Source organism: Streptomyces sp. NBC_00122 (assembly GCF_045160845.1).
GTDB lineage: Bacteria > Actinomycetota > Actinomycetes > Streptomycetales > Streptomycetaceae > Streptomyces.
On record NZ_CP108191.1, the window covers coordinates 6,594,804 to 6,621,020 of the forward strand.

General features: G+C 74.2%; 20 protein-coding genes. 11 read left to right on the top strand and 9 right to left on the bottom strand.

Features of this window, described 5'->3' with window-relative positions; translation table 11 throughout:
- The 3 genes from OG737_RS30030 to OG737_RS30040 all read right to left on the bottom strand — a co-directional run bounded on the left by OG737_RS30030 (position 1) and on the right by OG737_RS30040 (position 2,987).
- A complete protein-coding gene (locus OG737_RS30030; RefSeq protein ID WP_328929335.1) occupies positions 1 to 1,224 on the bottom strand; it encodes a histidine kinase in 1,224 nt (407 codons plus the stop codon).
- A gap of 28 nt (positions 1,225 to 1,252) precedes the next feature.
- Positions 1,253 to 2,137, bottom strand: coding sequence for a CPBP family intramembrane glutamic endopeptidase (locus tag OG737_RS30035; RefSeq protein WP_328929336.1), 885 nt, complete (start codon positions 2,135 to 2,137; stop codon positions 1,253 to 1,255).
- A gap of 205 nt (positions 2,138 to 2,342) precedes the next feature.
- Complete coding sequence (locus tag OG737_RS30040) at positions 2,343 to 2,987, bottom strand: MBL fold metallo-hydrolase (protein WP_328929337.1); 645 nt, start codon at positions 2,985 to 2,987, stop codon at positions 2,343 to 2,345.
- A 207-nt stretch (positions 2,988 to 3,194) separates the two neighbouring features.
- On the opposite strand from OG737_RS30040, the gene OG737_RS30045 reads away from it, so the two are divergent.
- Entirely contained in the window at positions 3,195 to 3,620 is a 426-nt protein-coding gene (locus OG737_RS30045; RefSeq protein ID WP_328929338.1) for a helix-turn-helix domain-containing protein, read from the top strand.
- Positions 3,621 to 4,081: 461 nt separating this feature from the next.
- Here OG737_RS30045 and OG737_RS30050 read toward each other — a convergent pair whose 3' ends face one another.
- The gene (locus tag OG737_RS30050; protein WP_328929339.1) at positions 4,082 to 4,942 is read right to left on the bottom strand and encodes an SDR family oxidoreductase; all 861 of its coding nucleotides are present in this window, start codon (positions 4,940 to 4,942) and stop codon (positions 4,082 to 4,084) included.
- An 89-nt stretch (positions 4,943 to 5,031) separates the two neighbouring features.
- On the opposite strand from OG737_RS30050, the gene OG737_RS30055 reads away from it, so the two are divergent.
- On the top strand, positions 5,032 to 5,760 hold the full coding sequence (locus OG737_RS30055; RefSeq protein ID WP_328929340.1) for a TetR/AcrR family transcriptional regulator: 729 nt from the start codon (positions 5,032 to 5,034) through the stop codon (positions 5,758 to 5,760).
- A gap of 219 nt (positions 5,761 to 5,979) precedes the next feature.
- On the opposite strand, the gene OG737_RS30060 is transcribed toward OG737_RS30055, so the two are convergent.
- The gene (locus OG737_RS30060) at positions 5,980 to 6,168 is read right to left on the bottom strand and encodes a DUF6381 family protein (protein ID WP_328929341.1); all 189 of its coding nucleotides are present in this window, start codon (positions 6,166 to 6,168) and stop codon (positions 5,980 to 5,982) included.
- A 168-nt stretch (positions 6,169 to 6,336) separates the two neighbouring features.
- Here OG737_RS30060 and OG737_RS30065 point away from each other — a divergent pair, with 168 nt between their 5' ends.
- Positions 6,337 to 7,182: a class II glutamine amidotransferase gene (locus tag OG737_RS30065; protein WP_328929342.1), complete on the top strand. Its 846-nt coding sequence runs from the start codon at positions 6,337 to 6,339 to the stop codon at positions 7,180 to 7,182.
- A gap of 54 nt (positions 7,183 to 7,236) precedes the next feature.
- Here OG737_RS30065 and OG737_RS30070 read toward each other — a convergent pair whose 3' ends face one another.
- Positions 7,237 to 7,983, bottom strand: a complete 747-nt coding sequence (locus tag OG737_RS30070) for a VOC family protein (RefSeq protein WP_328930518.1) — start codon at positions 7,981 to 7,983, stop codon at positions 7,237 to 7,239.
- A 249-nt stretch (positions 7,984 to 8,232) separates the two neighbouring features.
- Here OG737_RS30070 and OG737_RS30075 point away from each other — a divergent pair, with 249 nt between their 5' ends.
- Together OG737_RS30075 and OG737_RS30080 are read left to right on the top strand one after the other, a co-directional pair.
- The gene (locus OG737_RS30075) at positions 8,233 to 9,222 is read left to right on the top strand and encodes a 2-oxoglutarate and iron-dependent oxygenase domain-containing protein (protein ID WP_328929343.1); all 990 of its coding nucleotides are present in this window, start codon (positions 8,233 to 8,235) and stop codon (positions 9,220 to 9,222) included.
- A gap of 81 nt (positions 9,223 to 9,303) precedes the next feature.
- On the top strand, positions 9,304 to 10,467 hold the full coding sequence (locus tag OG737_RS30080) for an alpha/beta hydrolase (RefSeq protein ID WP_328929344.1): 1,164 nt from the start codon (positions 9,304 to 9,306) through the stop codon (positions 10,465 to 10,467).
- A gap of 12 nt (positions 10,468 to 10,479) precedes the next feature.
- Here the strand turns inward: OG737_RS30080 and OG737_RS30085 are convergent, their stop codons facing one another.
- Positions 10,480 to 11,763 (bottom strand): sulfite oxidase, encoded by a 1,284-nt coding sequence (locus tag OG737_RS30085; RefSeq protein ID WP_405922208.1) that lies wholly within the window; start codon positions 11,761 to 11,763, stop codon positions 10,480 to 10,482.
- Positions 11,764 to 11,916: 153 nt separating this feature from the next.
- Here OG737_RS30085 and OG737_RS30090 point away from each other — a divergent pair, with 153 nt between their 5' ends.
- On the top strand, positions 11,917 to 12,450 hold the full coding sequence (locus tag OG737_RS30090; protein ID WP_388553303.1) for a GNAT family N-acetyltransferase: 534 nt from the start codon (positions 11,917 to 11,919) through the stop codon (positions 12,448 to 12,450).
- Between the two features lie 46 nt (positions 12,451 to 12,496).
- On the opposite strand, the gene OG737_RS30095 is transcribed toward OG737_RS30090, so the two are convergent.
- Together OG737_RS30095 and OG737_RS30100 are read right to left on the bottom strand one after the other, a co-directional pair.
- Entirely contained in the window at positions 12,497 to 12,778 is a 282-nt protein-coding gene (locus OG737_RS30095; RefSeq protein WP_328929347.1) for a hypothetical protein, read from the bottom strand.
- Complete coding sequence (locus OG737_RS30100; protein ID WP_405922209.1) at positions 12,775 to 13,503, bottom strand: DUF1524 domain-containing protein; 729 nt, start codon at positions 13,501 to 13,503, stop codon at positions 12,775 to 12,777. Before OG737_RS30100 ends, OG737_RS30095 begins: the two co-directional genes overlap by 4 nt.
- A 199-nt stretch (positions 13,504 to 13,702) precedes the next feature.
- Here OG737_RS30100 and OG737_RS30105 point away from each other — a divergent pair, with 199 nt between their 5' ends.
- Genes OG737_RS30105 through OG737_RS30125 form a run of 5 tightly spaced genes read left to right on the top strand, consistent with a single transcriptional unit; the run spans position 13,703 to position 26,183 of the window.
- Positions 13,703 to 14,569, top strand: a complete 867-nt coding sequence (locus tag OG737_RS30105) for a DUF4132 domain-containing protein (RefSeq protein ID WP_328929349.1) — start codon at positions 13,703 to 13,705, stop codon at positions 14,567 to 14,569.
- Positions 14,566 to 19,569 (top strand): DNA-binding protein, encoded by a 5,004-nt coding sequence (locus OG737_RS30110; protein WP_405922210.1) that lies wholly within the window; start codon positions 14,566 to 14,568, stop codon positions 19,567 to 19,569. Before OG737_RS30105 ends, OG737_RS30110 begins: the two co-directional genes overlap by 4 nt.
- A 37-nt stretch (positions 19,570 to 19,606) precedes the next feature.
- Positions 19,607 to 20,749: an AAA family ATPase gene (locus tag OG737_RS30115; RefSeq protein ID WP_328929350.1), complete on the top strand. Its 1,143-nt coding sequence runs from the start codon at positions 19,607 to 19,609 to the stop codon at positions 20,747 to 20,749.
- Positions 20,746 to 24,342, top strand: coding sequence for a DUF5682 family protein (locus tag OG737_RS30120; RefSeq protein ID WP_328929351.1), 3,597 nt, complete (start codon positions 20,746 to 20,748; stop codon positions 24,340 to 24,342). The genes OG737_RS30115 and OG737_RS30120 overlap by 4 nt, the downstream gene beginning before the upstream one ends.
- Entirely contained in the window at positions 24,333 to 26,183 is a 1,851-nt protein-coding gene (locus OG737_RS30125; protein ID WP_405922459.1) for a hypothetical protein, read from the top strand. Before OG737_RS30120 ends, OG737_RS30125 begins: the two co-directional genes overlap by 10 nt.
- Positions 26,184 to 26,217 lie beyond the last annotated feature (34 nt).

Consider the following 26,217-nt stretch of genomic DNA (forward strand, 5'->3'; position numbering starts at 1 on the left):
CTACTCCTGGACGGGCTTGGTGGGAATCGTGGCGCGGACCTCGAACCCGCCCTCGGGCCGGGGACCGGCCTCAAGTTCACCATCGAGCATCCGCACCCGTGCACGCAGCCCGGCAAGACCCCGCCCGCCCCGCGAACCCGGCACCTGCATGACCGGTGGGTCGGCCGGGGGGCTGTCGGATCCGCCGGTGACCACCGTGATCTCGAGGTGCTCCCCGCCGTGGCGGGCCGAGACCCGGGTCGGCTGCCCGGCCGCGTACTTCATAGCGTTGGTGAGTGCCTCCTGCACCACCCGGTAGGCGGCCAGCTCCACGTCCACCGGCTGCGGCTGCCGCTCGCCCTGCTCGCTGAACTCGACCGGCTGGCCGGACCTGCGGGCCTGCTCGATGAGGTCCGCCACCCGTCCCAGGGCCGGGGCCCGGTCCGCACGCGCCGGATCGGCGCTTTCGCCGGTCGCCTCCAGCACGCCGAGGAGGTAGCGCAGCTCCGTCAGTGCCCGCCGTCCGGTGTCGCTGACGGCCACAAGTCCTTCACCGGCCTGCTCCGGCGCGGAGGTGATCAGGAACTGTGCCGCATCGGCCTGGACCACCATGGCCGTCACGTGGTGGGTGACCACGTCGTGCAGCTCGCGGGCGATCCGCGCCCGCTCGGTCGCCGTGGCCACCTCGGCGGCCAGCCGCCGCTGCTCCGCTTCTTGTGCCCTGCGCATCCGCACGCTGCTCCCTACCAGCCAGATCGCGGCCAGAGTCAGATAGAAGGCGGCATAGTCCGCAATGCCCTGCGGTGAGCCCAGACGGTGCAGCACCAGGGCCAGGGCGAAGTAGCCCGCACTCGCCGCGGCCGCCAGGCGCCGGCGGAAGCGGACCGGGTAGGCCCCGGCCGAGTACAGCGCGCCGTACAGGCCCAGGCTGCCGAACGTCGTCGCGAAACCCAGCGCCTGATGCGCGGCGAACGCGCCCGCGACCACGGCCAGAGTGGCGGCGGGCCACCGACGGCGGGCTGCCAGCGGCAGCGTCTGAGCCAGGGTCAGCCCGATACCCAGCGCGTCCACCGGCCGCTGGGGCAGATCACCGATCTGCGCGCCGATGTTCGACAGAGTCGGCGTGAAGGCGAGCAGCGCGAGCACCACGGCCACAAGGCCGTCCTGGAAGGCGGCGCCCCGCTCCCTCCACCGGTCGAGCGGCGCCTGGAGCCGCAGGGAGCTCCAGGGCGCCTGACGGGACATCACTTCCGTATCCTCCGGTCGACCGGTCTCAATGCCGGGCCCGCCGCCGGGGCAGCAGGCCGCCGCCTCGACGGGCCAGGACAAGCATCGGAACGGTGATCAGCACACTGAGGAGCACGGGCACGACCGACGCCTCCAGACCGAAGACACCCCCGGTCAGCGCCGCCGAGCCATGGGCATCGACGGTGAACAGCCCCTCCGGGGCATGCCCGGATACCGGAACACCGGCCAGCTGCTGAACGGTGTTCCACGCGAAGTGCAGACCCGCGACGAACCAGATGCTGCGCCTCCACATGTACGCGGCACCCAGCATCACACCAGCCTGCAAAGCGATCGCCAGCGCACTCCACAGGTTCGCCCCCGCCCCGCCCAGGTGGGCGGCTCCGAAGAACACCGCGGTGACCGCGATCGCGATACCGCGCCCCCACCGCTGCTCCAGGGCCTGCAAGAACAGACCCCGGAACATCAGCTCCTCAGTGACCGCGGTACCGATCTGCACCATCACCGCGGACCACACCACCGACATGAAGCCGCTGCCCGCCCAGGAGAACGAATACCCCCCGAACAACGTGATCAACAAAAGCGCCGCCAGGATGAACCCCAGACCGATCACCCCGCCGAGCAGCGCCTCACTCGCCGCCCCGGACCGGGCTATCTCCGGCGTGGCACGTCCCGCGATCCGGCGCATCACCAGTGCGTACACGGCCACCGCGGCGGCCGCGCCCAGCACCGGCACCGGACCCGGCCCCGTGGCCGTCAGACTCGCGACCAGAGCGACTGCGACCAGCCCGGTCACCGACCAGCCGAGCGGCGAGCGCAGGATCCGGCCGAAACGGCCGCCCCAGCCGGCCGGCCCCGTGTCCGGACCGGCGTCCGCTTCGTGCCCGTACTTGGCAGTCGATGTCGTGCTCATGATGGCCTCCCCTGTGGCGGTGGTCGCACCAGCGGCGACCTGGCAACCACGCTAGAAACCAACCGGCATCCGCGAATCACCCCCGGAGGGACAGCCCGCGTAGCTCTCACGGGGGATGCGCCACTCCCGCCCGACCACTCCCAGCCCCCACCGCCACGCAACGCAGCCGCGACACGAACAGCAGCGGGCACCCTACGAGGCTCTCTTACAGCCGGACGGCGGTACCGGGCTTGAGGCGGTCGATCGGGGTGCCGGTCAGGCCCTTCTCGCCGAGGAGATTGGCGGTGGAGTGCTGGCCGAGGTCGCTGAGCATGAGTTCGTGGATCTGGATGATGCGCTCGGGCTTGACGGTTCGGACGTAGTCGGCGGCTTCGCTGAGCTTTGTCCATGGGCCGCTGGTCGGTAGCAGGAGGGTGTGTATGGGAGCGTCGGGCGCGAAGTAGGCGTCGCCGGGGTGGTAGACGGCTCCGTTGTCGAGGAGGTAGCCGACGTTGTCGGGGCACGGGATGTCGGCGTGGATCAGCGCGTGGCGGTGGCCGTGGACGGTGGCGGTGATGGAACCGACGCTGAAGGTGTCGCCCGCGGCGACGGCGTGAACGCGGCCATCGTGGCTGCCGAGGGTGGCTGCGACCGTGGTTGTGCCGTAGACCTGCAGCCCGGGCTGGGCTTCGAGAGCGGCGGCGACGAGCTTTTCGTCGAAGTGGTCGAAGTGTTCGTGGGTGATCAGGACGGCGTGAGCCTGGGTGACGGCTTCTGCCGCGTCCGGGGTGAGGGTGCCGGGGTCGATGACCAGGCGGGTGCCGTCCTTCTCGAGTGTGACGCAGGCGTGGGCGTGCTTGGTGAGCTTCACAGCGGGTCCTTTCCGAGCCGACCAAATATCCACAACCAAACTGTACAACATGGTTGTAGATATCGCGCCGTGAGCGTCGACTGCGACTCGACTCCGGCGCTCCCGCCCCTCGTTACGGCGAGGGCCTGCGGACGCTCTTGTAGCACCAAAGCAAACAATGGAGCCAAGGTGTACAGTTTGGTTGATCGGTGTGGGTAAGCTGGCATCATGGACGAGAATGGGCTGGCTGAAGAACTTCGCCTGACCATCGGACGGCTCGTACGCACGGTGCGCACTGCCGACAAGATGCCGCCGGGCGAGGCCGCCGTCCTCGGCTACCTGGACCGCAGCGGCCCGCTGACCACCGCCGATATCGCACAACAGCGGGGAGTCAGTCACCAGTCGGCTGCCAAGGCGGTCAAAGAACTCCTGGCTCAGGGCCTTGTGCATGCCGAGGCGCACCCCAGCGACGGGCGCAAGCTGTTGCTCCACCTCACGCCGACGGGAAGTGGCCGTCTGGCCGAGGAGCGCCGAAGGCGTGCCGACTGGCTCGGTACCGCGATCAACGATGTCCTCAGTTGCGACGAACGAAAGACGCTTGAGGCGGCGCTGCCTCTGCTATCACGCCTGACCACACACTTGAATGGCAAGTAGCCCAGGGGCTGTCATTTGGGTCATCGAGCGCTGTGCATTGTGAAGTTGCAGGTCACGAGTCTGGTGTGCGTGATGTCCGGGATGCTCATGCTGGTCGCGCACGGATGAGTTCGGCGAAGATCGTCTGTCACCGGGAGACTTCGCGCTTGCCGTGCACCGCCACCTGAAGGCCAGGGCTTCGGCGTAGTCGGATGGTGTCCGGTTCATGAGGGTCAGTCGGGTGGGGAGCCCTGGGAGTAAGACAGTGCCGGACGGCCCCGGATCCCACGGCCCGGCAGGGTGATCGTCGCCCCTACGGCACGCACCACAGCAGCCGCGCCTCTGGGATGGTGCGGAATCTGATGCGGAGCCTGGGTTTCGTGCCCGAGGCCGCCGATCTGGCGATCGATGCCTCGGGCAACAGAGAACGGGCCTTTGTGGGCGGCGAGTCGGGCCGGGGCCGTCTGCGCGCCCCGCTGGATCTATTCGGCCCAGGCGCGCTCCAACTGGGTGCGGAAGGCGGCAGGCTCCCGCCCAATCAGCTCGGCCAACGTCGAGTCGACCGTGCTGAACTCGCCATCCCGCGCCGCGCCGAAGATGCTCAGCATCAGGTCGGCGATCGGGGCCGGGGTGCCGTGTGCCAGGACCTGCTCGCGGAAGGCGTCGTCTGGGACGACGCTGCGGGTGAAGGGCCGTCCGGTGGTCTGCGACGCGATCTCGGCGACGGTGTCGAAGTCGAGCGCCGCCGGGCCGGTGAGCGGCGGGGTGGGCCCGTCGAAGCGGCCCTCATCGAGGATGATCGCCGTGGTGGCCTCGGCGAGGTCGTCGTGGCCGGTCCAGGCGACAGGGCCGTCGGCGGGAAGGGCGATATCGCCGGTGTGGCGGGCGGACTCCAGGAACTGCAGGGCGCTGGCCGCGTAGAAGCCGTTGCGCAGCGCGGTCCAGGGCAGGCCAGTGGCGCGCAGCAGGTCCTCGGTCCTGGCGTGGTCCCGGCAGGCCTGGAAGCGGGAGTCATGGGCAGCGCCCATCTGGCTGGTGTAGAGGATGCGGCCGACCTTGGCCTTCACGGCGGCGTCGACGGCAGCACGGTGGCCGCTGACGCACTCCTCGCCCGTGCGGTCGAGGGAGACGAGGAGCAGCTGCTCGGCCCCTTCGAAGGCGTGCATGAGCGAGTCGGGGTCGTCGAAACTGCCCTGCCGGACACGGACGCCGCGGTCGGCGAGGTCCTGGGCCTTGCGGGGGTCGCGGACGCTGACGCCGAGGCGGTCAGCGGGGACGCGCTCCAGGAGGCGCTCGATGGTGCGGCGGCCGAGCTTTCCGGTGGCTCCGGTAACGATGATCATTGGGTTCTCCCGACGCTGCTTCCGGTGGAATCGCTTCAACGGTAACACTGGAAATTCCGATGGAAACAGTTCCTCGGTACCATCGGTTCATGCCTACACGCGACTCAACCGACAACCCTCGGCGCCGCATCGTCGAGGCAGCCGTCGAGCTGCTGGAGAATGGCGGCCCTGGCGCGGTGAGCACCCGCGCGGTCGCCGCCGCGGCCGGAATGCAGCCGCCAGCGATCTACCGCCTCTTCGGCGACAAGGAGGGGCTCCTTGAGGCCGTCGCCGAGCACGGCTACGCGCAGTTCCTGGAGAGAAAGCGCGCGCAGCTCGACCCCGCCCCGCAGGACCCGGTGGAGGAGCTGCGTCGCGGCTGGGACGTGGTGGTCGAGTTCGGGGTCTCCCGCCCCGAGTTGTTCGCGGTGATGAACCGGGCCATCGGCCTGGGATCGGACGCAGCACACCGCTCGGGCTTGGAGATCCTCCATGGGCGGGTGCGTCGGCTGGCGGCCGGGGGATGGCTGCGGGTCGACGAGGAGCTGGCCGCCCAGATCATCCAGGCAACTGGCCAGGGCGCAGTCACCACCTGGCACTCCACGCCCGCGGACCGACGCAATCCAGCGCTGTTGACCGTCCTGCGTGAGTCCATGGTCGCGGCCGTCACTCGCGCCGAGCCGGCGATTCCCGCCGCGGAGTCCGGTCCCGCCGCGGCGGCCCGCGCGTTGCGCGCCGCCCTCCCCGACGACTCCGATGTCCTGAGCGACGCGGAGCAGCGCCTTCTGCATGAGTGGCTCACGCGCCTGGCGGCGGACGGTGGCGCTCCACGTGCCTGATCGCGCGTCAAGCGCCCTCGTGCAGGTTGAAGCTCACAAGGAGAGATCGTGCGATGAAGCAGCCTCACCGCCCGACTGTTAACAACGCTCGTGGTCAATACACCTAGACCGAGCCGTCAGGCTGCCTCAGCCCCGGCGCCCGAGAGCGCGCCGGCCGGTGGCCGCGGCGACGGGGATCGCGGCGGCCACCGGCCGGTGTGCCTGAGGACCCGGGACGGGCTACATGGGGTCCATTCCCCGGTCGTCCATCCGGCTCTCCTGCTGGCTCTGCTCCATGAGGCGGCGGGCCTTGTCCCGCAGACGCTGCCGCTCCTCCGCGTCCTGCGAACGGTCGGCCGCCTCGTTCAGCTCCTGGGCCTTGGCACGCATCTGCTGGGACCGGCCGCGGGACTCGCCTGAAACGCTCATTGATCGCTCCTTGGGTCTGTGGGGGAGAGCGGGCGGATTCAGCGAACCAGCAGCGCTGTGCACCCGCATCTCGAACCGTCACCGAGCGTGACCCGTACGGACGGCCAGGCGCGCCCCATCCCGCCGACTGGCTTAGGCTCGGACCAGGCTGAAAAGGGGATGGTGTCCATGTGTCGCTGGCTCGCCTACTCGGGTTCGCCCCTGACGCTCGACGCGGTGCTCTACCGTCCGGAGCATTCGCTCATCAACCAGAGCCTCCACGCGCGCATGGGCGTGGAGTCGACCAATGGTGACGGCTTCGGCATCGGCTGGTACAGCGCGGACGGCAGCGGTGACGGCACGCCTGCCGTCTTCCGGGACATCGCACCGGCGTGGAACAACCGCAACCTGCGCGAGCTGGCCGGGCACGTGCGCTCGCCGCTCTTCTTCGCGCACGTCCGGGCCTCCACGGGATCGGCGATCCAGCAGACCAACTGCCACCCCTTCCGGCACGGGCGGTGGCTGTGGATGCACAACGGCGCGATCATGGACTTCCAGCGCTTGCAGCGGGACCTCTGCATGGCCGTGGACCCGGCCCTCTTCCCGTCCATCGAAGGATCGACGGACTCCGAGGTGATGTTCTACCTCGCGGTCACCTACGGCCTCGACCAGGACGTGCCGGGCGCGGTCGCGCGGGTGGCGGGCCTGGTCGAGCGGCTCGGCAAGGAGCACGGTGTGCCCGACCCGCTCCAGATGACGGTGGCGGTGAGTGACGGCGAGCGGCTGTGGGCGTTCCGCTATTCCAGCGAGGGGCACTCGCGATCGCTGTTCTACAGCAGCAAGGCCGATACCGTCCGCCACCTCCACCCCGAGCTGGACTTCCTCAGCGAGGTCTCCGACGCGACCCGGCTCGTGGTCTCCGAGCCCCTGGGCAATCTCCCCGGGATGTGGAACGAACTGCCCGAGGCGAGCTACACGGTGATCCCCGCCGTCGACGGGGAGGACTACCTCCCTTTCGTCCCGGAGCTCCCGTGACGTCACCATCCCGTGGCCGGGTCGGCCGGGCGGGTCGGCCCGGGGCAGCCCTGGTCAGCCCGGGTCCGCCGCGAGGGACGTCGTCAGGGTGAAGAGGGCTCCGTCGGGGTCACGGAGCGCCACCCACCGCTCAGTGGCGTTCGACGTGATGTCCGAGACGGCCCGCCCGCCCAGTGCCTCGGCGGCCTCGATGGCGGGGCGGAGCGCGGGGACACGGAAGTGCACGTGCCAGCGCGGCCTGGTGTGCGGGGAGTAGGAGGCGAGCTCGACCGGTCCGCTGTTGAGGCGGGCGACGGGCTCGCCGCCCTGCCGCAGGACGACCTGGTCCTCCTCGTAGGAGACCTCGCAGCAGCCGGAGCGGCCGGTGGCCCACTCCAGCACCGCGCCGTAGAAGATCGCCGCGTCGAAGGCGTTCCTGGTCCGCAGCTCCAGCCAGGCCGGCGCGGGGCCCTTGCCCACCCGCCAGTGGGCGGAGACGGAGCCCTGCCAGATGCCGAAGACGGCGCCGTCGGGGTCGGCGGCGAGCGCCGCGCGGCCGCCGGAGACGAAGGAGACCGGGCCGACCGCGATGGTGCCGGTGCGCTCCCGGATCCGGTCCACCGCCGTGTCCGCGTCGTCGACGGCGAAGTACGGGGTCCACGCCACGGCGACCCCCAGGTCGGAGGCGAGCGCTCCGATGCCCGCCACCGGGACGCCGTCCAGCTCGGCGACGGAGAAGGCGTCGCCGAGCCGGGCGCGCCGGAACCTCCAGCCCGCGACCGCGGCGTAGAAGCGCTGCGCCGCCTCGAGGTCGCGGGCCATCAGGCTCACCCAGCACGGAGCTCCGAAGACCTCCTTCGTCGAAATCTCCACGACTCGCTCCGTCCCTCATGAGCTCCGGCCCTATGGACCCATTCTGGTCCTTTTCGGGATGCTCTACGTGGTCACCGCCGCGGGTGTCGGCCGTCACCACCGGTAAGCGTGATGCTCCGGCGTCCTCGCGAGGGAGGGGCCGCCCGGGCGATAGCCTCGGATCCGGACGCCCCCGCTGGCTCGGAAGGCAGGTCTCCCGTGGTGCAATCCCAGGTTCCCGTGATCGATCTCGGGCCGTGGCGGTCCGGTGGACCCGACGACCGCGCGCGTACGGCGGCCCGCGTCGACGAGGCGCTGCGGGCGGCGGGCTTCCTGCTGGTGACCGGCCACGGGGTGGACCCGGCGCTGCCCGCCAGGATCCGGGAGGCGGCGCGCGGCTTCTTCCGGCTGCCCGCCCAGGTGAAGGCGCCGTACGCGGTCGCCGTCGGCGGGCGGGGCTGGCTCGGCCCGGGCGCCGAGGCCAACAGCTACGCGGAAGGAACGGCGTCGCCGCCCGACCTGAAGGAGTCCTGGTCATGGGCCGCGGAGGAACCCACCGGTGTGCCCGGCGTGGACGCCGAATGGTTCCGTCCCAACACCTGGCCGGCACAGGCGCCCGCGCTGCGGCCGCTGGTGACCGAGTACCTGAGCCTGATGCGGGCCCTCTCCGACGAGCTGCTGGAACTGCTCGCCACGGCCCTCGGCCTCGACGAGGACCACTTCACGCGCCACACCTCCCACCCCACCTGGGGTTTCAACCTCAACTGGTACCCGGGCACCGAGGTCGTCGGCCGGCCGCTGCCAGGCCAGTTCCGCATCGGGGCGCACACCGACTTCGGCACGGTCACGATCCTCGACCGCCAGCAGGGCGCGGGCGGCCTGCAGATCCACACCGACGCCGACGGCTGGCAGGACGCCCCGTACGACCCGGCCGCACTCACGGTCAACATCGGTGACCTGATGGCCCGTTGGACGGGGGACCGATGGCGCGCGGGCCGCCACCGCGTACTGCCGCCGCCCGCCGACGCGCCGGCCGAGGAGCTGATCTCGCTCGTCTACTTCTACGAGTGCGATCCGCACACCCGCGTGGAGTCGCTGCCCGCCCCCGTAGGGCGCGTGGTGCACGACCCGGTCGACTCCCACACCTACCTGCGGGAGAAGCTCCGTGCCATCAGCGTCACCACCGAGGGGACTACGACTTCCGGGTGAGCAGGGACCTTCCCAGGTGGGAGAGGCCCGTCCTCCTGTGAGCTGACGATCCGGCAGGTCCCGCTCAGTAGCTTCGGATCCATGAACCGACGCCGAGCGGCATCCGCCGCCGTCTTACTCGCCCTCCTCCTGCCGCTCCCGCTCGCCGGCGCGGGCACCTCGGCGGCCGCCGATGCCCCGTCCGCGGCCGAGAGCCGCCGTACCACGCTGGAACTCCCGCGCCCCACCGGCCGCTTCTCCGTGGGACAGGAGACGCTCCACCTCGTGGACCGCAGCCGGACCGACCCCTGGTCCCGGTCCGGGCCGCGCGAGCTGATGGTGACCATGCGCTATCCGGCGCAGCGCGGCACCGGCGGTCCCGTGCGCTACCTCACCCGCGAGGAGGCCAGGCTGCTGCTGGTCGACCGGGGCCTGGACAAGGTGATCCCGGCCGAGACCCTGGCCGGTACCACGGCCTACTCCCGGTCCCACGCCCGTCCCGTCGCGGGGCGCTATCCGCTGATCGTGCTCTCTCCCGGCTTCACCGTCCCGCGCGCCACCCTCACCGCGCTGGCCGAGGACCTGGCCTCACGCGGCTACGTCGTCGCCGCGGTCGACCACGCGTACGAGAGCGCGGGGACGGCCTTCCCCGGCGGGCGCGTGCTGGAATGCCTGGCCTGCGAGAAGGTCGAGGCGGCGGGCGGCATGCACCTGGTCAGCGACACCCGCGCCCGCGACGTGTCCTTCCTCCTGGACCGGCTCACCGGACGCGACCCGGCCTGGCGCCACGCCGGCCTCATCGACGCGAGCCGCATCGCGATGGCGGGCCACTCCATCGGCGGTGCCTCGGCGGCCGCCGCGATGGCGACCGACCCGAGGGTCCGCGCCGGGGTCAACATGGACGGCGGGCTCGCGACGCCGGTCCCGGAGACCGGGCTCGGCGGGCGTCCCTTCATGCTGCTCGGCGCGCAGGGCCGGGGCCCGGGCGGCAATCCGAGCTGGGACCGTGACTGGCCGAAGCTCGACGGCTGGAAGCGCTGGATCACCTTCGCGGACTCCGGCCACTTCACCTTCAGCGACTTCCCGGTCTTCGGCGATCAGCTGGGCCTCCCGGACGCCGAAGCCCCGCTGTCCGGCACCCGCTCGGTCGAGCTGACCCGGCGCTACGTCGCAGCCTTCTTCGACCAGCACCTGGGCGGCGTGCCCCAGCCCGTCCTGGACGGCCCCTCCGCCGACGCGCCGGAGGTCCGCTTCCACACCCCGTGAGCCGCTCCTCGCTCAGACCACCGTCACCGGGTGCCGCACGACCGCGTCGAAGAGGTAGCCCTGCGTGTTGTGGGCGGCCGTCGCGGGCTGCGTGCGCCCGGTGGCGTCGGTCGCCCGGGCCAGCAGCGCCGTGGCGCCGGTGGCCCGCGGGGTCCACGGCAGCGACCAGCGCACCCAGCTGCCCCGGCGCGGCGCGTCGTGCAACCGGGCCCGCTGCCAGCGGACCCCGCCGTCGGTACTGACCTCCACCCGCAGCACGGGGGCCGCGCCCGACCAGGAGCGGCCGGTCAGCAGCCGCGTCCGGTGCACGGGAACGGTCGCTCCCAGCTCCAGCTCGAAGGCGCTCTTGAGGGTCTGCCGGGTGAACGGGGCGCCCTCCGCCGGATACCCGGGCCCGAACAGCTGATAGGTGTCGGTGTTCCACGGCGAGTACAGCGCCCGGCCGCTCACCTCGATGTCACCGACCCACTTGACCGAGGAGATCCCGGTCCACTCCGGTACCACGAGGCGGACCGGACCGCCATGGTCGGGCGGCAGCGGCCGCCCGTTCATCTCGTAGGCGAGCAGTACGTCGTCCAGCGCCTTCGAGACCGGCATCGGGCGCCGCACCCGCCCGAGGTTCACCCCGTTCGTGACCACCTCGTCGTCCAGACCGCGCGGCAGGATGTCGACGGCGCCGCGCGTCACCCCCGCCAGCCGCAGCACGTCCGACAGCCGCGCCCCGCGCCAGTGGCCGACACCGATTCCGCCCAGGGTCCAGGCGGTGCCGCTGACCGGCTGGCCCTGCTGGGTGGCGTAGAAGCTGCGGCCGTTGCCCGCGCACTCGATGAACAGCGTCCGCTCGACCGCCGGCAGCGCGCGCAGCCGGTCGTACGAGAACTCGACCGGGCCGCCCGCCAGCCCGTCGCCCCACACCTTCAGCTGCCATCCGCCGGCTTCGATCCGCGGGGTGGAGGTGTGGTTCCGTACGAAGAACCGGTCGACGGGAGTGAGCGGGCCGGTGCCGCGCAGGGCGGCGAAGTTCGTCTCCGCGTTGGTGCCGCGGATGGTGAACAGCTCGGGCGGCAGCGGCTTGACGATTCCAGGCGACGCGGCCCCGTCGTCTGCGGTGGTCGCGTCGGTCGCGGCCGAGGCCGTCCCGGCCGCGCCCAGCCCCAGGGATCCGGCGGCGGTCCCCGCCGCGAACAGCCTGAGCAGGTCCCGGCGGTCCACTCCGGCGGAGCGGGCGTGGCCGCGCGCCCACTGCCGCAGGCGCGTGCGGTCGTACCGGATCTCGTCCGACGGGTCGAAGGGCATGACGGTGGCACTCCTCGGTCGCGGTTTCCCCACGGACCGCGGGGGCCCGGGGCGAGCTGCGAAAGACATTCCCACCGTGATCGCCACGCATCCACACCAAGGCGGCAATGGCCGATTACCGCTGGTCCGCCGACTTTCGGCAGGATGTGCGGCATGACCGAGATCCGTACCCCCCGACTCCTCCTCCGCCGCTGGACCGACGACGACCTCGTCCCCCTGTCGGAGATCAACGCCGACCCGGAGGTGATGCGCTGGATCGGTGACGGCTCCACCCGCGACCTGGACCAGACCGCCGAGGACATCGAGCGCTGGGAGGAGGAGTGGGACGAGGAGGGCTTCGGGCTCTTCGCGGTGGAGCTCCTCGGATCCGGCGAGCTCATCGGCGTCGTCGGCCTCTCGGTGCCCGAGTACCTGCCCGAGGTGATGCCCGCGGTGGACATCAGCTGGCGGCTCGGCCGCCAGTACTGGGGCCAGGGCTACGCGTCCGAGGCCGCTCAGGCCACGCTGGAGTTCGCGCTCCAGGACCGCGGACTCGACCGGGTCATCGCGGTCAACCGGGCGGGCAACGACGATTCCGAGAACGTGATCCGCAAGCTCGGCATGGTACTGGACCGCGACACGACCGAACCCGAGCACCACTACCTCCTGCAGGTCCACAGCATCGACCTGACCGAGTACGAGGCCTGATTCCCCGCAGCCCCGCCGTCGCCCAGCCGCCGCGCCGAGCCGCCGCTCAGGCGGGGGCGGTGCCCGGAGCCTGGGCCCCGTGGCCCGCGCGGATCGCGGTGAGGGCAGCGGCGTGCAGGGCCGCAGGGGCGCCGTGGTGGGGGAGGGGGCTGCCGGTGAGCGTGTACCACTCGTCGGCGTCGGTGTACTGGACGTCGAACCGGGCCAGGCCACCGGCCGCCGCCGTGGTGCGCAGGGTGAGCGGGCCCGTGATGACGCCGACCTCGTCGGTCATCGCGCCGCCCGGCCCGGCCAGCACCCGGTCCTGCCACTGCTGTCCGTCCGTCATGAGGTACAGGTGTCCAGCATGGTGGCGAGCATCTTCTTCTCCGGTTCGGTGACGGTCAGCGCATAGGTGGATTTGACGGTGGTCCAGGCCCGTCCGTACTGGCACCAGGCGGCCTTGTCCGGCGGCTGCCAGAGGTCCGGGCTCTGGTCGCCCTTGGAACGGTTCGAGGCCGCGGTCACGGCCAGCAGCTGCGGGTGGGTCAGGTCGTTGGCGAAGGCCTTGCGCCGGGCGGAGTCCCAGCCGGCCGCGCCCGAGCGCCAGCCCTCGGCGAGCGGCACCATGTGGTCGATGTCCATCTTCGCCGCGTCCGTGACCTGCACCCCGTCGTAGAAGCTCTTCCAGGTGCCGGAGACGGCGCGGCACTCGGAGTCCCGTGCCACGTCCGTGCCGTCCCGCTGGAGGACCACCTCGCGGGTGTCGCACTTGTCGCCCTGCTGTGCCCAGTGCGTGAACTTGTCGCGGCTGTACCCGGCCATCGTCCCGGCCGGCGCCACCTTCAGGGCGGCCAGCTGGGTCCGGGCCACGGCCGTCGTGACCATGCCCGGCAGCACGTCCCCGCCGGCGGGCTTGCCGTCGGCCGGTACGGAGGCCTTGGGGGTGGCGCGCGGGGCGGAGGGCTTCGCGTCCGGGTCCGTTCCCGACGGGGCCGGACCGGAGCAGCCCGCCACGGTCAGCAGCAGCGACGCCAGCAGGACCGCGGCAGGCACCCGTATCTGACGAACCATGAACCCCACCCCGAACCGACTTCGCGTCAATGTTCCCTGAACACTACCCAGAACCGGACATAAAACCGACCTCCCACCCTCCGGCGGGCGTTGTCAGTGGCGCTCGCTAGTCTCCCGGCATACCGCAGCTCAGGGGGGCTTTGACCCCCGTGTCAGGGCTGCGCGGACATGGCCGGGACAGGCGGAGGGACGCGGGCTGATGGCATGGGTGGCGGCAGGCGAGGGGTACGAGATCGCCCTGGTGGAAGGGCGGGTGGCGGCACGGCCGACCACCGGCCGGTCGGCGGGGCGGCAGCTGAAGACCCTGCCCAAGGCGCTGAAGGACCATCCCGAGGTGGACCGGCTGCGCAGGCTCGCCGAATGGCTCGACCGGCACGCGGCCGCCTGCGTCGCCCAGGTCGACACCTGGATGGTGTCCTCGCTGCCCGTGCCGACCGCACTGCTCGCCCGCGTGTGGCCGGACGAGGCCTGGCAGAGCGCCCTTCGCGACCTGGCCGTGGTCGGCGACGACCCCGACGAGGTGGGCTTCCTGCGGGACGCCACCGAGTCCGGTGAGCTGAAGGTGGTCAACCTCGACGGCGAGACCGTACGGCTGTCCCCGCGCACGGTGACCCTGCCGCACCCGGTGCTGCTGCCCGACCTGGAGGACGTACGGGACTTCGCGGCCGAACTGGGCATCGTGCAGCGGGTCGAGCAGATCCACCGCGCCACGTGGCGCAAGCCCGCCGGGCTCGCGCCCACCGCCACCGAGGTACGCGACTACGCGGGCGGGGTGTTCCCCACCCGCTTCAGCCTCGCCGCCCGGGCGACCGGTCTCGGCTACCGGGTCTCCGGCGGCTACGCCACCTGCAAGGTCCGCGACACCGGCCGGGGCACGGAGGCCGCGGTGTGGATCGGCGAGCCCTACTACGACGACGAGACCACCACGGGCGCACTGACCTGGCACGGCGAGGACGGCCGGGCGGTGCCCCTGACCGAGGTCGGACCGGTCGCCTGGTCCGAGGGGATGCGGATGGCCGCGGCGCTGTACGCCGGGCGCAAGATCGAGGAGGGCGGGGACGCGTGAGCACCACCGACAGCAGCACCGAGAACACCATGACCAGCGACAGCACCACCGACAGCACCACCACGGGGAAGGACGGCGTGTCCGTGAGCGAGGCCGAACTGCTGCTCAAGGCCGGGGCGGTACTGCCGCACGGAACCGAGGGCGCGGGCCCCACCGCCGTCGACCTGACCGCGCGCGCCTACCGTCACCCCGCCCTCGGCGACGACCGCGTCGTCGTCCGGCTCGCCGCCGCCGAACTGGGCCCGGCCGAGGACCTCGCCGCCGGCTTCCTGGGCCTGGTGCCCGAGGAGGGCGAGCCGCCCGTCGTCGGCCTCGGCCACCGCCAGGCACTCGGCTTCCCCGAATGGGTCCTGGTCCACCACCCCGAGGACGGCCACCACGCCCTCGCCGTCGTGCCCGAACTCGACCGCATCGCCCGGCAGGCCAAGACGAAGCCCAAGGCGGCCCTCGACGCGTGCCACGAGCTCGCCGGGCGGCTCGCCGCCGCCGTCCCGCACTTCCTGCCGGTCTTCCACGAGCAGGCCGCCCGTATCTTCCTCGCCGTCGAGAACACCACGTACGCCGCCCAGCTGTTCGGCCGCGCCCGCACCGCGGAGGCCCAGCACGGGCTGAGCGTCGACGAGGACCGGCTGGACGCCGTCTTCCTCGAATTCGCCCTGGCCGGCGCCCTGCCGGTCAAGGTGCTCACCGGCTACGGCAAGGAACTGGCCGTCCGCGTCAGCCCCGCCGAGGCCCACGAGCGCTTCCGCCGCCTGTGCGTGCGCCGCACCGCGGGCGGGCTGCCGCCCTCCGCGCAGGCCGCCACCGAGCTGCGCCGCCTGGCCCGCGCCGCCGGCCTGACGGGCACCGAGCCCGAGCAGGACTACCTCGCCGAACTGCTGCCGCTGCCCGCCACCCTGCGCGCCGCGACCGGCTGGTGGAAGGCCCACCGCGGCGCGCTCGTCGCCCTCGCCCGGCGCGTTCCCTCCGTACGCGGCACGCTCCTGGACCTGACCCCGCCCGGCGGCGGTGACAGCGTCGCACTCACCGGCCTGTGGCTGGACATCCTTCAGGAGTCCGGCGCCACCGCCGGGCTGGAATCGCAGGACCTGCCCGCGGAGCAGCGGTGCGCCGACGGCGCGGCCGGCTGGCTGGAGCGCTTCCACGCCGCCCGCCACGCAGGCTGGGGCACGCGCCCCACACCCCCCGCGCTGCTCGACGTCGTCACCCGCTGCGCGGCGCAGCTGCGCACCGAACTCGCGCGCCCCGGACGGGAGGCGGGCCTGCGGGTGGGCGTCGAGGACGCCGACCTCCTCGACCTGTTGCTCACACTGGAGGTCCCGGTCGCCGATCCGGACCCCGAGGACAAGAGGTACCAGCACAACCAGCTGAACGTGCGCGACTGGGCCATGGCCGACCAGCGCCGCGACCTGGCCGCGGTCGCCGCCGACACGCGCTTCCACCCCGCCTTCCACCGGGCCCTGAACGCCTTCGGCGACGCCGCCGGCGGGACCACCGTCGTCCGGCGCGTCGCCGCCTCGACCGGCACCCGCCCGCTGCTGGCCGAGTGGATGCGCGGCGTCGCCCGCGCCTCCACCGCGGCCGGCCTGCCCGGCGTGCCCGACGCCATCCAGCGGCTGACCTGGCTGCCCGCCGAAGCCCTGGAACTCGCTCCCGAGGAGGTCGCCGCCGCGGCCGCCACCGATCTCGGCGAGACCCTCGCCCGCACCCTGCGGGCCGGTCTCTTCGAGGAACTGGTCTGGCCCGCCTGGGAGAGCGCGGTCGCCGATCTGACACCCGGCCAGGGGCGTCAGGGACTCACCGTCGTCGAGGCCTGGCCGTACCTGATCGTCGCCAACCAGACCCAGGTCCGCGTCATCGACGCCGACACCACCGTCCTCACGCACGACCTGCGCGTCCCCACCGGGTCCAACTACCGGTACGGATTCCACTACGTCGACGGCGACCTGCTGGTCTTCTGGTCCGCGTGGAGCGCCGACCGGACCGAGGGCTACTGGCACTCCTCGCCCGGCACCGTCTTCACCCTGGACACCGACCGCAACCACTGGTCGCTGCGGACCGAGCACGTCTCCCTGCCGCTCCCGGACGGCGGCCGCACCACCGGCGGCGGCGTCCTGCACCGCGGGGACACCGCGCTGCCGAGCGAGCTGCCGGTACTGTCCGACGGCACCTCGTACTGGGTGTGGCAGCGGCGCGACCATTCCTCCGAATGCGACGGGTCCTGCGGGAACCCCGGAAGCGGATGGCGCGAGTACGACCCCGCCGGCAACGCGCTGGGCCGGTTCTCCCTGCCCGGATTCCTCTCCGACGCGCTGCGCGCCCACCCGGAGGACGATGTCGCCACCGGGCAGTCCGGCTGGCTGCGGCCCGCGCCCACCGTCGAGGGCTCGGTCCTCGGCGCACCCGCCGACGGCCTGCTCGGCTGGCGCGCCGTCCGGATCCCCGGCCACGGCTGGCAGGGGACCGACACCGGCGGCCGCACCGTCACCGTGCCCGAAGGCGGCGACTACCCGATCGCCGCGCTCACCTTCCCCGGCGACGACCGTCCGCGCGCCCTGTCGCACCGCTGGCGCGAGCTGAGCATCAGCGACCCGGAGGGCGTGGTCACCGCCCAGTCCCGGGGCGACCACCGCAAGGCGGCCTTCGCCACCGGCAGCGTGGACCTCCCGCCGCTCTCGCACTGGTACGCCCTGCGCCCGCGCGACCCGGAGGGCTCCGCCGCGCTGCGCACGGCCGACGGGGAAACCATCGGCACCCTCCTGAAGGCCGCCGCGGCGGCGGACAAGGCCGCCGACCTGCCCGACCTGGTGAGTGCCGCCCTGCCCCGGGTCACCGCCCCCCGGCTGGTCGGCGGCATCGTCGAGGTCCTGCGCTTCGCCCTCACCCAGCAGAAGGCCCTGGACGCGGTCGCGGCCCGGCTCCACCCGGACGCGGGCCCCGCCGAGGAGACCGTGCAGGGCCCCACCGACCGGATCCTCGACGAGGCGCTCAGCGGACTCACGGGCGCCTCGTACTACCGCAACGGCGCGGACTCCGATGTCGCCCACCGCCTCCTGCGCGAACTCGCCGCCGCCTGCGCGCGGACCGACGCGGCCGAGGTGCCCGGCCGGCTCCACTTCGACGTGCCCGCGCTGCCGTACTCCAACCTGCGGTGGACGCCGCTGCTCGACCAGCCGGCCGCCGTCGCCTACCGGGCCGTCGCCGTCGGCGCCACCGACGAGCAGCGCGAGGCCCTCCTCGGCCTGCTCGGCGCGGTCGACGCCCTGGGCCTGGCCTCGGCCGAGGCCTCCGCCGACCGCTGGCGCCGCGTCCTGCTCCACCTCGACCAGCGCCACCTGCGCACCCCCGACGGCATCGAACGCACCCTCTACCAGCGCAGCGTGCTCCCGCTCGGCGGCGGCGCCGTCATCGCCCTGACCGAGCACAGCGAATCCGTGCCCGACGGGCAGGAGTTCGGCGCCCTGCTCCACGACCCCACCGGCCGCTTCACCGTCCCCGGGCCCTACTCCGTGCGCGGCGAGGCCCCACTCGGCGACCCGTCGCGCGACGCCGGCTGGCTGGCCGCCTTCCTCCAGGAGGCCGCCCGCCGCGGGGCCGCGCCGTTCGTCCCCGAGGCCGCCGAGGAGTTCACCCGTCTCACCGGAGTGCCCGGCGCCCTGGCCCGGCTGGTGATCGCCGGCCTGCCCCACGTCGACACCTGGCAGAGCAACTTCCTGCCCGCCGACCTGCGGACCGCCCTCGGCGTCAAGGCCACCGAGGCCGCTCACGCCCGCAACGAGCTCAGGAGCCTCGACAGCGGGGTACGGCAGGCCGTGGTCGCGGCGCTCCTGCCCGCCGACCCGGCACGGCTGTGGACCGAGGGACCGGACGCGGCCGCCGCGGCCGACGTGTGGAACCGGCGCGTGGGCCGCCGTACGCGAGTGCCCGACTGGCTCCTCGCCGAGGCCGCACGGGCCGTGCGCAGCGGCTGGGCCGCCCACTGCGCCCTGCCCGCCGTCCTTGACCCGGCGGCCTCGCGCGAACTCTCCGCCGACGTGGAGTGGACGGTACGGGGCGACCACGCGGAGCCCGTCCAGCCGGCCACCGAGCCCTTCACCTCGGCCGTGCTGACCGGGACCATGGCCATGGCGGCCTGGCTGGCCCACCGGCTGCCCGCGGGTGATCCCGTACGCGCCGCCCTGCCGCCCGCCCTGACCGCCGTCCGGCAGCGGCTCGCCGCGCCCGGACTGCTGCTCTGCGTCGGGCACTTCACCAGCCTGTCCGACTTCCGCAAGGCGGCGGGCACACCCACCGAGACCGGCGAGGACCACGAGCGGTACGGCGCGGTCGTCATGGCCACCCACGACGGGCAGCCCAAGCCCGCGCTGCGCCCGGCGCTGCTCGACTCCACCGGCTCCGACCCCTACTTGCCGCTGCTGCGCGGCGACGACCAGCGGATCTCGGGAGTCGAGGCGGCGCTGCTGACCGCACACGACCCGCGCTTCGCCGCCCTGCTCGCCGACCCGGGCGCCCCGGCGGCCGGCGCCGTCGACAAGGACGGCACGTGGTGGCCGCAGGACCCGAGCAGGTCGGTCCCCGAGCTGGTCGCCGAGGTCGCCGCCGAGCACGGGCTGGGCGCGGACGCGGCCGCCCTGTACCTCGCGCTGCTCGCCATGCCCGACCCCACCGACCGCAACACCGCCCGCTGGACCGGCTGGAAGCCGGCCCGCCTCAAGGCCGCCCGCGCCGAACTGGCCGCCACCGACCTCGTGGTGTCGGCCGGCCGGAGCCGGGCCGGGCGCTCGCTGTTCCTGCCCGGCGGGTGGGCGGACATGGCCTCCCCGGCGCTGCCCGTGGAGCGGTGGAAGCTCCCGATGTACGGCCACACCCTGCCGGGCATGCTGCTGCCCGCCGAACCGGCCTCGGAGCTCTACCGCCGGGCCTGGCAGCGGGTCCGCGAAGGCGACGTACCGCGCCTCGAGGAACTCAAGGTGAAGCGCACCCGCGCCCGCCGCCGCTGACCCCGCACGCACGACTTCCCCCTACCAAGGACTCCGTATGACCGTCACCGAACAGCCCGTACCCGCCCGGCAGGCGCTGCCCGCCGAGGAGCGGTACGCCGCCGAACTCGCCTTCCTCGCCGCCCAGGACCCCGGCCCCCGCCCGCCCGGCTGGGCGCTGACCCCGCGCGCCGTCGTCACCTTCGTCTGCGGCAGCGACGGCGCCGAGCTCACCCTGCCCAAGGGCGGCGGCAAGCTCGCCATCGCCCCCAAGTTCGTCGGCGAACGGGCCCTGGTGGAGCGGTGCGTGGTCACCCTCGCCGGAGAACGCGGGCTGCTGCTCACCGGCGAGCCCGGCACCGCCAAATCGATGCTCAGCGAGCTGCTGGCCGCCGCCGTCTGCGGCACCAGCGCCCTCACGGTGCAGGGCACGGCCGGAACCACGGAGGACGCCTTCCGCTACGGCTGGAACTACGCGCTGCTGCTGGCCGGCGGGCCGAGCGCGGGAGCCCTGGTCGACTCGCCGGTGCTCTCCGCCATGCGGACGGGGCGGGTGGTCCGCGTCGAGGAGATCACCCGCTGCCTGCCCGAGGTGCAGGACGCGCTGGTGTCCATCCTGTCCGACCGGCGGGTCAGCGTGCCCGAACTGACCGCCACCGAGGACGCGGTGGTCTCGGCGGCGCCAGGCTTCACGGTCATCGCGACCGCCAACCTGCGCGACCGCGGCGTCTCCGAGATGTCCGCCGCCCTCAAGCGGCGCTTCAACTTCGAGACCGTCGCCCCGATCGCCGACGCGGACGCCGAGGCCACGCTGATCCGCCGCCAGGCGGTCGCCGCCGTCCAGCGGGCCGGCGCCGCCTTCGCCGTCGACGACGCGGTGCTCGACGCGCTCGTCACCGTCTTCCGGGACCTGCGTTCCGGGCGTTCCGCCGAGGGCTGGGACGTGGAGCGCCCCGGTACGGTCATGTCCACCGCCGAAGCCGTGCAGGTGGCGGCCTCGCTGGGGGTCTCGGCCGCGTACCTGCCGGGCGGGGACGTGCTGGACCTGCTGCCGGGGCACCTGCTGGGCGTCGTACGCAAGGACGACCCGGCCGACCACGGGCGGCTGCTGGGGTACTGGGACGGCCCGGTGCGCCGCCGGGCCGAGGACGGCTCGGCGATGTGGCGCCGCCTCTGGGACCTGCGCGGGAGCCTGCGGTGACGAAGACCGATCCGCGGGCCGCGGTGGACGCCCTCGCCGCGTCCGGCGAGCCGTACCTGCTCGGGGTACGCCACCACAGCCCCGCGCTGGCCGCGATGGTCCCCGCCCTGCTGGACGCCTCGGGCGCGGACGTGGTCTGCGTCGAACTGCCGACGGACTTCCAGCCGTGGCTGGAGCACCTGGCCGACCCGGAGACCGTCGCCCCGGTCGCCCTCGCGGGCACGGGCGGGGACGGCCGCCTGGCGTTCTACCCGTTCGCGGACTTCTCCCCGGAACTGGCCGCGATCCGCTGGGCCCGCGGGTCCGGCGCGGCCGTCGTCTGCTGCGACCTCCCGCTGTCCGACCGCGGCTGGACCGCGCCGGACGCCGCCCCGGGCCGGGACGCCGCCCTGCTCCCGGCTCCGGGCGCGACCCGGCCCGCGGGTCCGGCGGCGGGCTCGCCGCCGGACCCGGCCGCGGGGGCCGGCCGTACCTTCGGCGACGGCCTCACCGCCGCCGGGACGGGCCGCGACGGTGACGACCTGTGGGACCGCGCCGTCGAGGTCCTGGCACCCGGCTGCTCCCCGGAGGCCGTCCGGCGGGCGGCCCTCGGCGTCGGTTGGGCCCTGCGCCAGGACGCGCCGGCCGTACCGGAGACGGACCTGGCCCGCGAGGCCCACATGCGGGACGTCATCGGTTCCGCCACCGCCGCGGGCCACCGGGTGGCGGCGGTGATCGGCGCCTTCCACGCCCCGGCCCTCCTGGGCACCGGCACTGTGCCGCGTCCCCGCTCCGGCGAGGCCGGGGCGGGCGCCGGCGCGTGCGCGGACCCGGCCGTCACCTCGTTCGTGCCGTACTCCTTCGACCTGCTCGACTCCCGCTCCGGGTATCCCGCCGGGATCCGGGATCCCCTCTGGCAGCAGGCCGTCCTGCGTGCCGCGGGCGACCCCGGGCGCCTGCGGGACGCGGCCTCCGTCGCCGTCACCGGACTCTGCCGGGAGCTGCGCCGCGCCGGGCACACCGCGGGGACGGGCGAGGCCGCCGAGACCCTACGGCTCGCCTGCGACCTGGCCGCCCTGCGCGGACTCCCCGCGCCCGGGCGCGGGGAGCTCCTGGAGGCCGTCACCACCGTCCTCGGCCAGGGCGAACCCCTCGGCCGCGGCCGGGCGCTGGCCCGCGCCCTGGAGGCGGTACTCGTCGGCACCGCCCGCGGGCGGATCACCCCGCACGCGCCCCGCTCCGGCCTCGGCCCCTCCGTCGAGGCCGAGCTGGCACAGCTGCGGCTGCCCGCACCGGACGATCCCGCCCCCCGCGAGGTCCGCCTCGACCCGCTGCGCTCCGCCCTCGACGGCCGCCGCGAGGTTCTCCTCCAGCGGCTCCTGGTCTGCGGCGCCTCCTACGGCGAGCCCCTCACGGTCGCCACGACCGGCGACGGGACCGCCCTCGGTACCAAGTGGCGGCTGTCCTGGACGCCTTCCGTCCCGGCCCGGCTCGATCTCGCCGGGGTCCGCGGCGTCACCGCCGCCCAGGCGGCCGCCGGCACCCTGCGTGACACGGCGCGCCGCGCCGCCGCCGACGGCGGGCCGACCCCGGCGCAGATCCTCGCCGGGCTGGCCGCCGCCGCGCGGTGCGATCTGCCCGAGCTGGTCGACGTACGGCTCCAGGAGGCGGCCACCGTCCTGCCGCAGACCGCGGCCCTGCCCGAACTCCTCGAGGCCCTCGACCTCCTGGAGTCCCTCCGCCGCGGCCATCTCCCGGGCACCCGCGCCGAGTCCCGTACCGCCGCCGCCGCGCTCGGCGGCGACCTGCTCGAAGCGGCGGTCCGGTCCCTGCCCGGCCTCGCGGGAAGCGACGACCCCGCCGACGCGGCCGCTCTCGTGGCCCTCGCCGACCGCGCCTCCGCGCACCACCTCGGGCTGCGCACCGACGCGGCCCTCGCGGCCCTGGCCGCCTCCGCGTCCCCGCTGATGCAGGGCGCGGCCATGGCCGTACGGGTCCTCCTCGACCTCGATCCGGCCGCCCGGCTCGGCGACCGGGCCGCCGGCTGGATCGACGGCGCCGCCACCGCCGACGGCCGCCGCGCCCTGACCCGCCGCCTCGCGGGACTCCTCACGGCCGCCGGACCACTGCTCCAGTCCTCCCCGGCCGCCCTCGCCCCGCTCCTCGACCGCGTCGAGCACCTCACCGACCGCCTCTTCCTCGATCGTCTGCCCGCCCTGCGCGGCGGCTTCGACGCCCTTTCCCCCGCCGCCCGCGACCGGTTGCTGGACACGGTGGCCGAGCGGCTGGGCGACCGGATCGACCTCGCGCTCGACGCGCCGCCCGCGCTGCTCGCCCTCTGGGCCGCCGCCGACGCTGCCGGGCTCGCCGCCCTGGGTGAACTCCCGCTGCCCGCCGCGGACGCGCCGCCGCTCCCGATGCCGCAGACCACCACGGCCGCCGAAGCGATCGAAGCCGTCGAAGCGGTCGACGCCCCGCGCGCACCCGCCCCCACCGGCCTGCGGCTCGCCCCCGCCGACCGCTGGCGGCTGCTGCTCGGCCGCGAACGCGACCGCCTCCCCGCGGGCGCCCGCCGCTACGCCCACGCCCTCGACGAGCTGTACGGCGCCGGCCGTGGCGAAGGCGCCTCGGGCGTCGACGGCGGCCAGGGCGGCGGCCAGGAGGCCTCGTTCCCCACCGCCCGCGAGTGGTCGCAGGAGCTGGAGGCGCTGTTCGGCGCCGACGTACGGGAGGAAGTGCTGGGCGAAGCGGCCGGAGCGGGCCGCACCGACGTACTGGCCCAGCTCGACCCGGCGACCGTACGCCCCTCCGTGGAACTGCTCAGCTCCGTCCTGTCCCTCGCCGGCGGGCTGCCCGAAGCCCAACTGGCCCGGCTGCGCCCCCTGGTCAGGAGACTGGTCGACGAACTCGCCAAGGAGCTGGCCACCCGGCTGCGCCCGGCCCTCTCCGGCCTCGCCACCCCGCGTCCCACCCGCCGCCCCGGCGGCAGGCTCGACCTGGCCCGCACCCTGCGCGCCAACCTCGCGCACACCCGGCGGCGGCCCGACGGAAGTGTGGTCGTGGTCCCGGAACGGCCGGTCTTCAGCACCCGGGCGAACCGCGAGAGCGACTGGCGGCTCATCCTCGTCGTCGACGTCTCCGGCTCGATGGAGGCGTCCGTCATCTGGTCGGCGCTCACCGCGGCCGTACTGGGCGGCGTACCGACCCTGTCCACCCACTTCCTCGCCTTCTCCACCCAGGTCGTGGACCTCACCGACCGGGTCGAGGACCCGCTCTCGCTCCTGCTGGAGGTCCGCGTCGGCGGTGGCACGCACATCGCCGCCGGACTCGCGCACGCCCGCTCGCTGATCACCGTTCCGAGCCGCACCCTCGTCGTCGTGGTCAGCGACTTCGAGGAGGGTGCCCCGATCGGCGGGCTCCTCGGAGAGGTCCGCGCACTCGCCGCCTCCGGCGCCCAACTCCTGGGCTGCGCCGCGCTCGACGACACCGGCACGCCCCGGTACTCGGTCCCGGTCGCCCGGCAACTCGTCACGGCCGGCATGCCGGTGGCCGCCCTCAGTCCGCTCGCCCTTGCCCGCTGGGTCGGCGACCGCCTCCGTGGAGAATCCCGTTGACCAGCACCGACACCCAACTGCCGCCCGTCGCACCCGAGGTGCTCGCCGAGGCGGTGGAGCAGCTCAGCGCCCGACTGCGCAAGAAGCTGGACGCCGCCACCGAGGGCTGCGCCGCCCTCGCCGTGCGGACGGCGGACGGCGAGGTCGTCCTCGGCTTCGGGGAGGACGCCGTGGTCACGCTGCGCCCCGGTCCCACGGGCGCGGTCACCCTCGCCGAACAGGCCGCGTGCACCTGCCTGTTGGCCCCGCGCTGCCTCCACCGCGCCGCCGCCCTGGGCGCCGCCCCGCTGGCGGACGCCGGGCCGTCGGCGGACGCCGGGCCGCCGCCGCCCGTACCGGAGGGGCGGACGGCGGCATCCGAGCCCGATGCGGTGTCCGTCTCCGTCTCCGTGTCCGAGGGCGAGCCCGAGCCCGAGTCCCGGCCCGAAGCCACGCTCACCGACGCGCAACTGCACGCGGCGCACGCCCTCTGGCAGGCCGCCGCCGAGGCCCTCGCCGCCGGGGCCACCGCCGGGGGCGCCGTCGTCCAGGCCGAGCTGCTGCGCACCGCACACACCGCCCGCCTGGCCGGGCTGCCGCGCGCGGAGGCGGCCGCCCTGCGCGTCGTACGCGGCTTGCGCGCCGCCCGGGAACGCCGGGCCGCCCAGCGGCTCGGCGATCTCACCACGGCATTCCGTGAACTCCTGCGCACCGCCGCCCTGCTGGCCGCCGGATCCGCCTCCCCCGCGCTGACCGGCACCTCCCGCCGCGCCTACGCTCCGGGCGGCAGCCTCCAGGTGTACGGCCTGTGCCGGGAGCCCGTGCTCTCCGCCACCGGGTACGGGGGAGTGGTCACCCACCTGCTGGCCCCCGACGGCGCCGGCTACTCGGTCTCCGACGTGCGCCCGGGCGGCCTGGCCCGGGCACGCGGCGCGGGTTCGGCCTCCGTCGCCCTCGGCGGCGCCGCCCTCGACCACGCCGGGCTGGCCCGCGGTGGCCTGCGCATCGCCGGCGCGACCGTCTCCCCCGAGGGCAGGCTCGGCGCCGGAGGCGGGGTCCAGGCGACCCCGCTGCGCGGAACACCCTGGAGCGAAGGACCCGCCGCGGCGCTCTTCGCCCGGCCGGCGGCCGAGGCGGTCGCCCGCGCGCTGGCCGAAGCGGACGAGGCCGAGCCCGCCCTGCTCGGATGCGACGTCACGGTCGTCGGTGCGGCGGGCGAAGACCTCCTCGTCCGCGAGGCACGTCCCGACGGACCGCTGCTCCGGCTGCGGCCCGCCCACCCCCACCCGGAGCTGCCGCACACGGAGAACCTGCGCCGCCTCGCCTCGTACCCCGGCCTGACGCTGCGGATCCTGGGCCGCCCCGACCTGGACCGGGCCGCGACCCTGCGGCCCCTCGCCGTCGGACCGGTGCCCGGCGCCGAGCACACGCTGCGGCTGCCCGAGGAATGGCTGGGCCGCGCGGACCTCGGCTACGACCGGCTCCAGGGCGGCCACTTCCCGCCGCGGACCGCCTGCCCGGCCCCGGAGCCGGCTTCCGTCGGACCGGACCCCCTGGCCGACTCCCCGCTGTGGCGCGTACGCCGCCTCCTGGAGACCGGGGTCGCGGGCGGCCGCCGCGCCGTGGCCGAGGCCGCGCGGGGCACCGAACCCCTCGCCGCGTACGGTCCGCTGCGCCGGGCCGGGCTCACCGCGGGGGCGGAGCTGGCCACCGCCCTCGCCGCCGAGGCGGACCGCCGCCCCCGCGACGTCTTCGGCCGGCTCGCCGACTCCTCGGCCGAGGCCTACGCCCGCGCCTGGCTGGCGGCCGCCGCCTACCTGGCCGCGGCGGAACGCTCCCTGGTCCGCGCGTCCTGGACCTGACGGGCCCGCACCGCGGCCGGGGTGCTCCGACGGT

Coding starts and splice junctions, on each gene's coding strand:
- OG737_RS30030 (WP_328929335.1), bottom strand. CDS start 1,224: ATGTCCCGTCAGGCGCCCTGGAGCTCCCTGCGGCTCCAGGCGCCGCTC.
- OG737_RS30035 (WP_328929336.1), bottom strand. CDS start 2,137: ATGAGCACGACATCGACTGCCAAGTACGGGCACGAAGCGGACGCCGGT.
- OG737_RS30045 (WP_328929338.1), top strand. CDS start 3,195: ATGGACGAGAATGGGCTGGCTGAAGAACTTCGCCTGACCATCGGACGG.
- OG737_RS30050 (WP_328929339.1), bottom strand. CDS start 4,942: ATGATCATCGTTACCGGAGCCACCGGAAAGCTCGGCCGCCGCACCATC.
- OG737_RS30055 (WP_328929340.1), top strand. CDS start 5,032: ATGCCTACACGCGACTCAACCGACAACCCTCGGCGCCGCATCGTCGAG.
- OG737_RS30060 (WP_328929341.1), bottom strand. CDS start 6,168: ATGAGCGTTTCAGGCGAGTCCCGCGGCCGGTCCCAGCAGATGCGTGCC.
- OG737_RS30065 (WP_328929342.1), top strand. CDS start 6,337: ATGTGTCGCTGGCTCGCCTACTCGGGTTCGCCCCTGACGCTCGACGCG.
- OG737_RS30070 (WP_328930518.1), bottom strand. CDS start 7,983: ATGGCCCGCGACCTCGAGGCGGCGCAGCGCTTCTACGCCGCGGTCGCG.
- OG737_RS30080 (WP_328929344.1), top strand. CDS start 9,304: ATGAACCGACGCCGAGCGGCATCCGCCGCCGTCTTACTCGCCCTCCTC.
- OG737_RS30085 (WP_405922208.1), bottom strand. CDS start 11,763: ATGCCCTTCGACCCGTCGGACGAGATCCGGTACGACCGCACGCGCCTG.
- OG737_RS30090 (WP_388553303.1), top strand. CDS start 11,917: ATGACCGAGATCCGTACCCCCCGACTCCTCCTCCGCCGCTGGACCGAC.
- OG737_RS30095 (WP_328929347.1), bottom strand. CDS start 12,778: ATGACGGACGGACAGCAGTGGCAGGACCGGGTGCTGGCCGGGCCGGGC.
- OG737_RS30100 (WP_405922209.1), bottom strand. CDS start 13,503: ATGGTTCGTCAGATACGGGTGCCTGCCGCGGTCCTGCTGGCGTCGCTG.
- OG737_RS30105 (WP_328929349.1), top strand. CDS start 13,703: ATGGCATGGGTGGCGGCAGGCGAGGGGTACGAGATCGCCCTGGTGGAA.
- OG737_RS30115 (WP_328929350.1), top strand. CDS start 19,607: ATGACCGTCACCGAACAGCCCGTACCCGCCCGGCAGGCGCTGCCCGCC.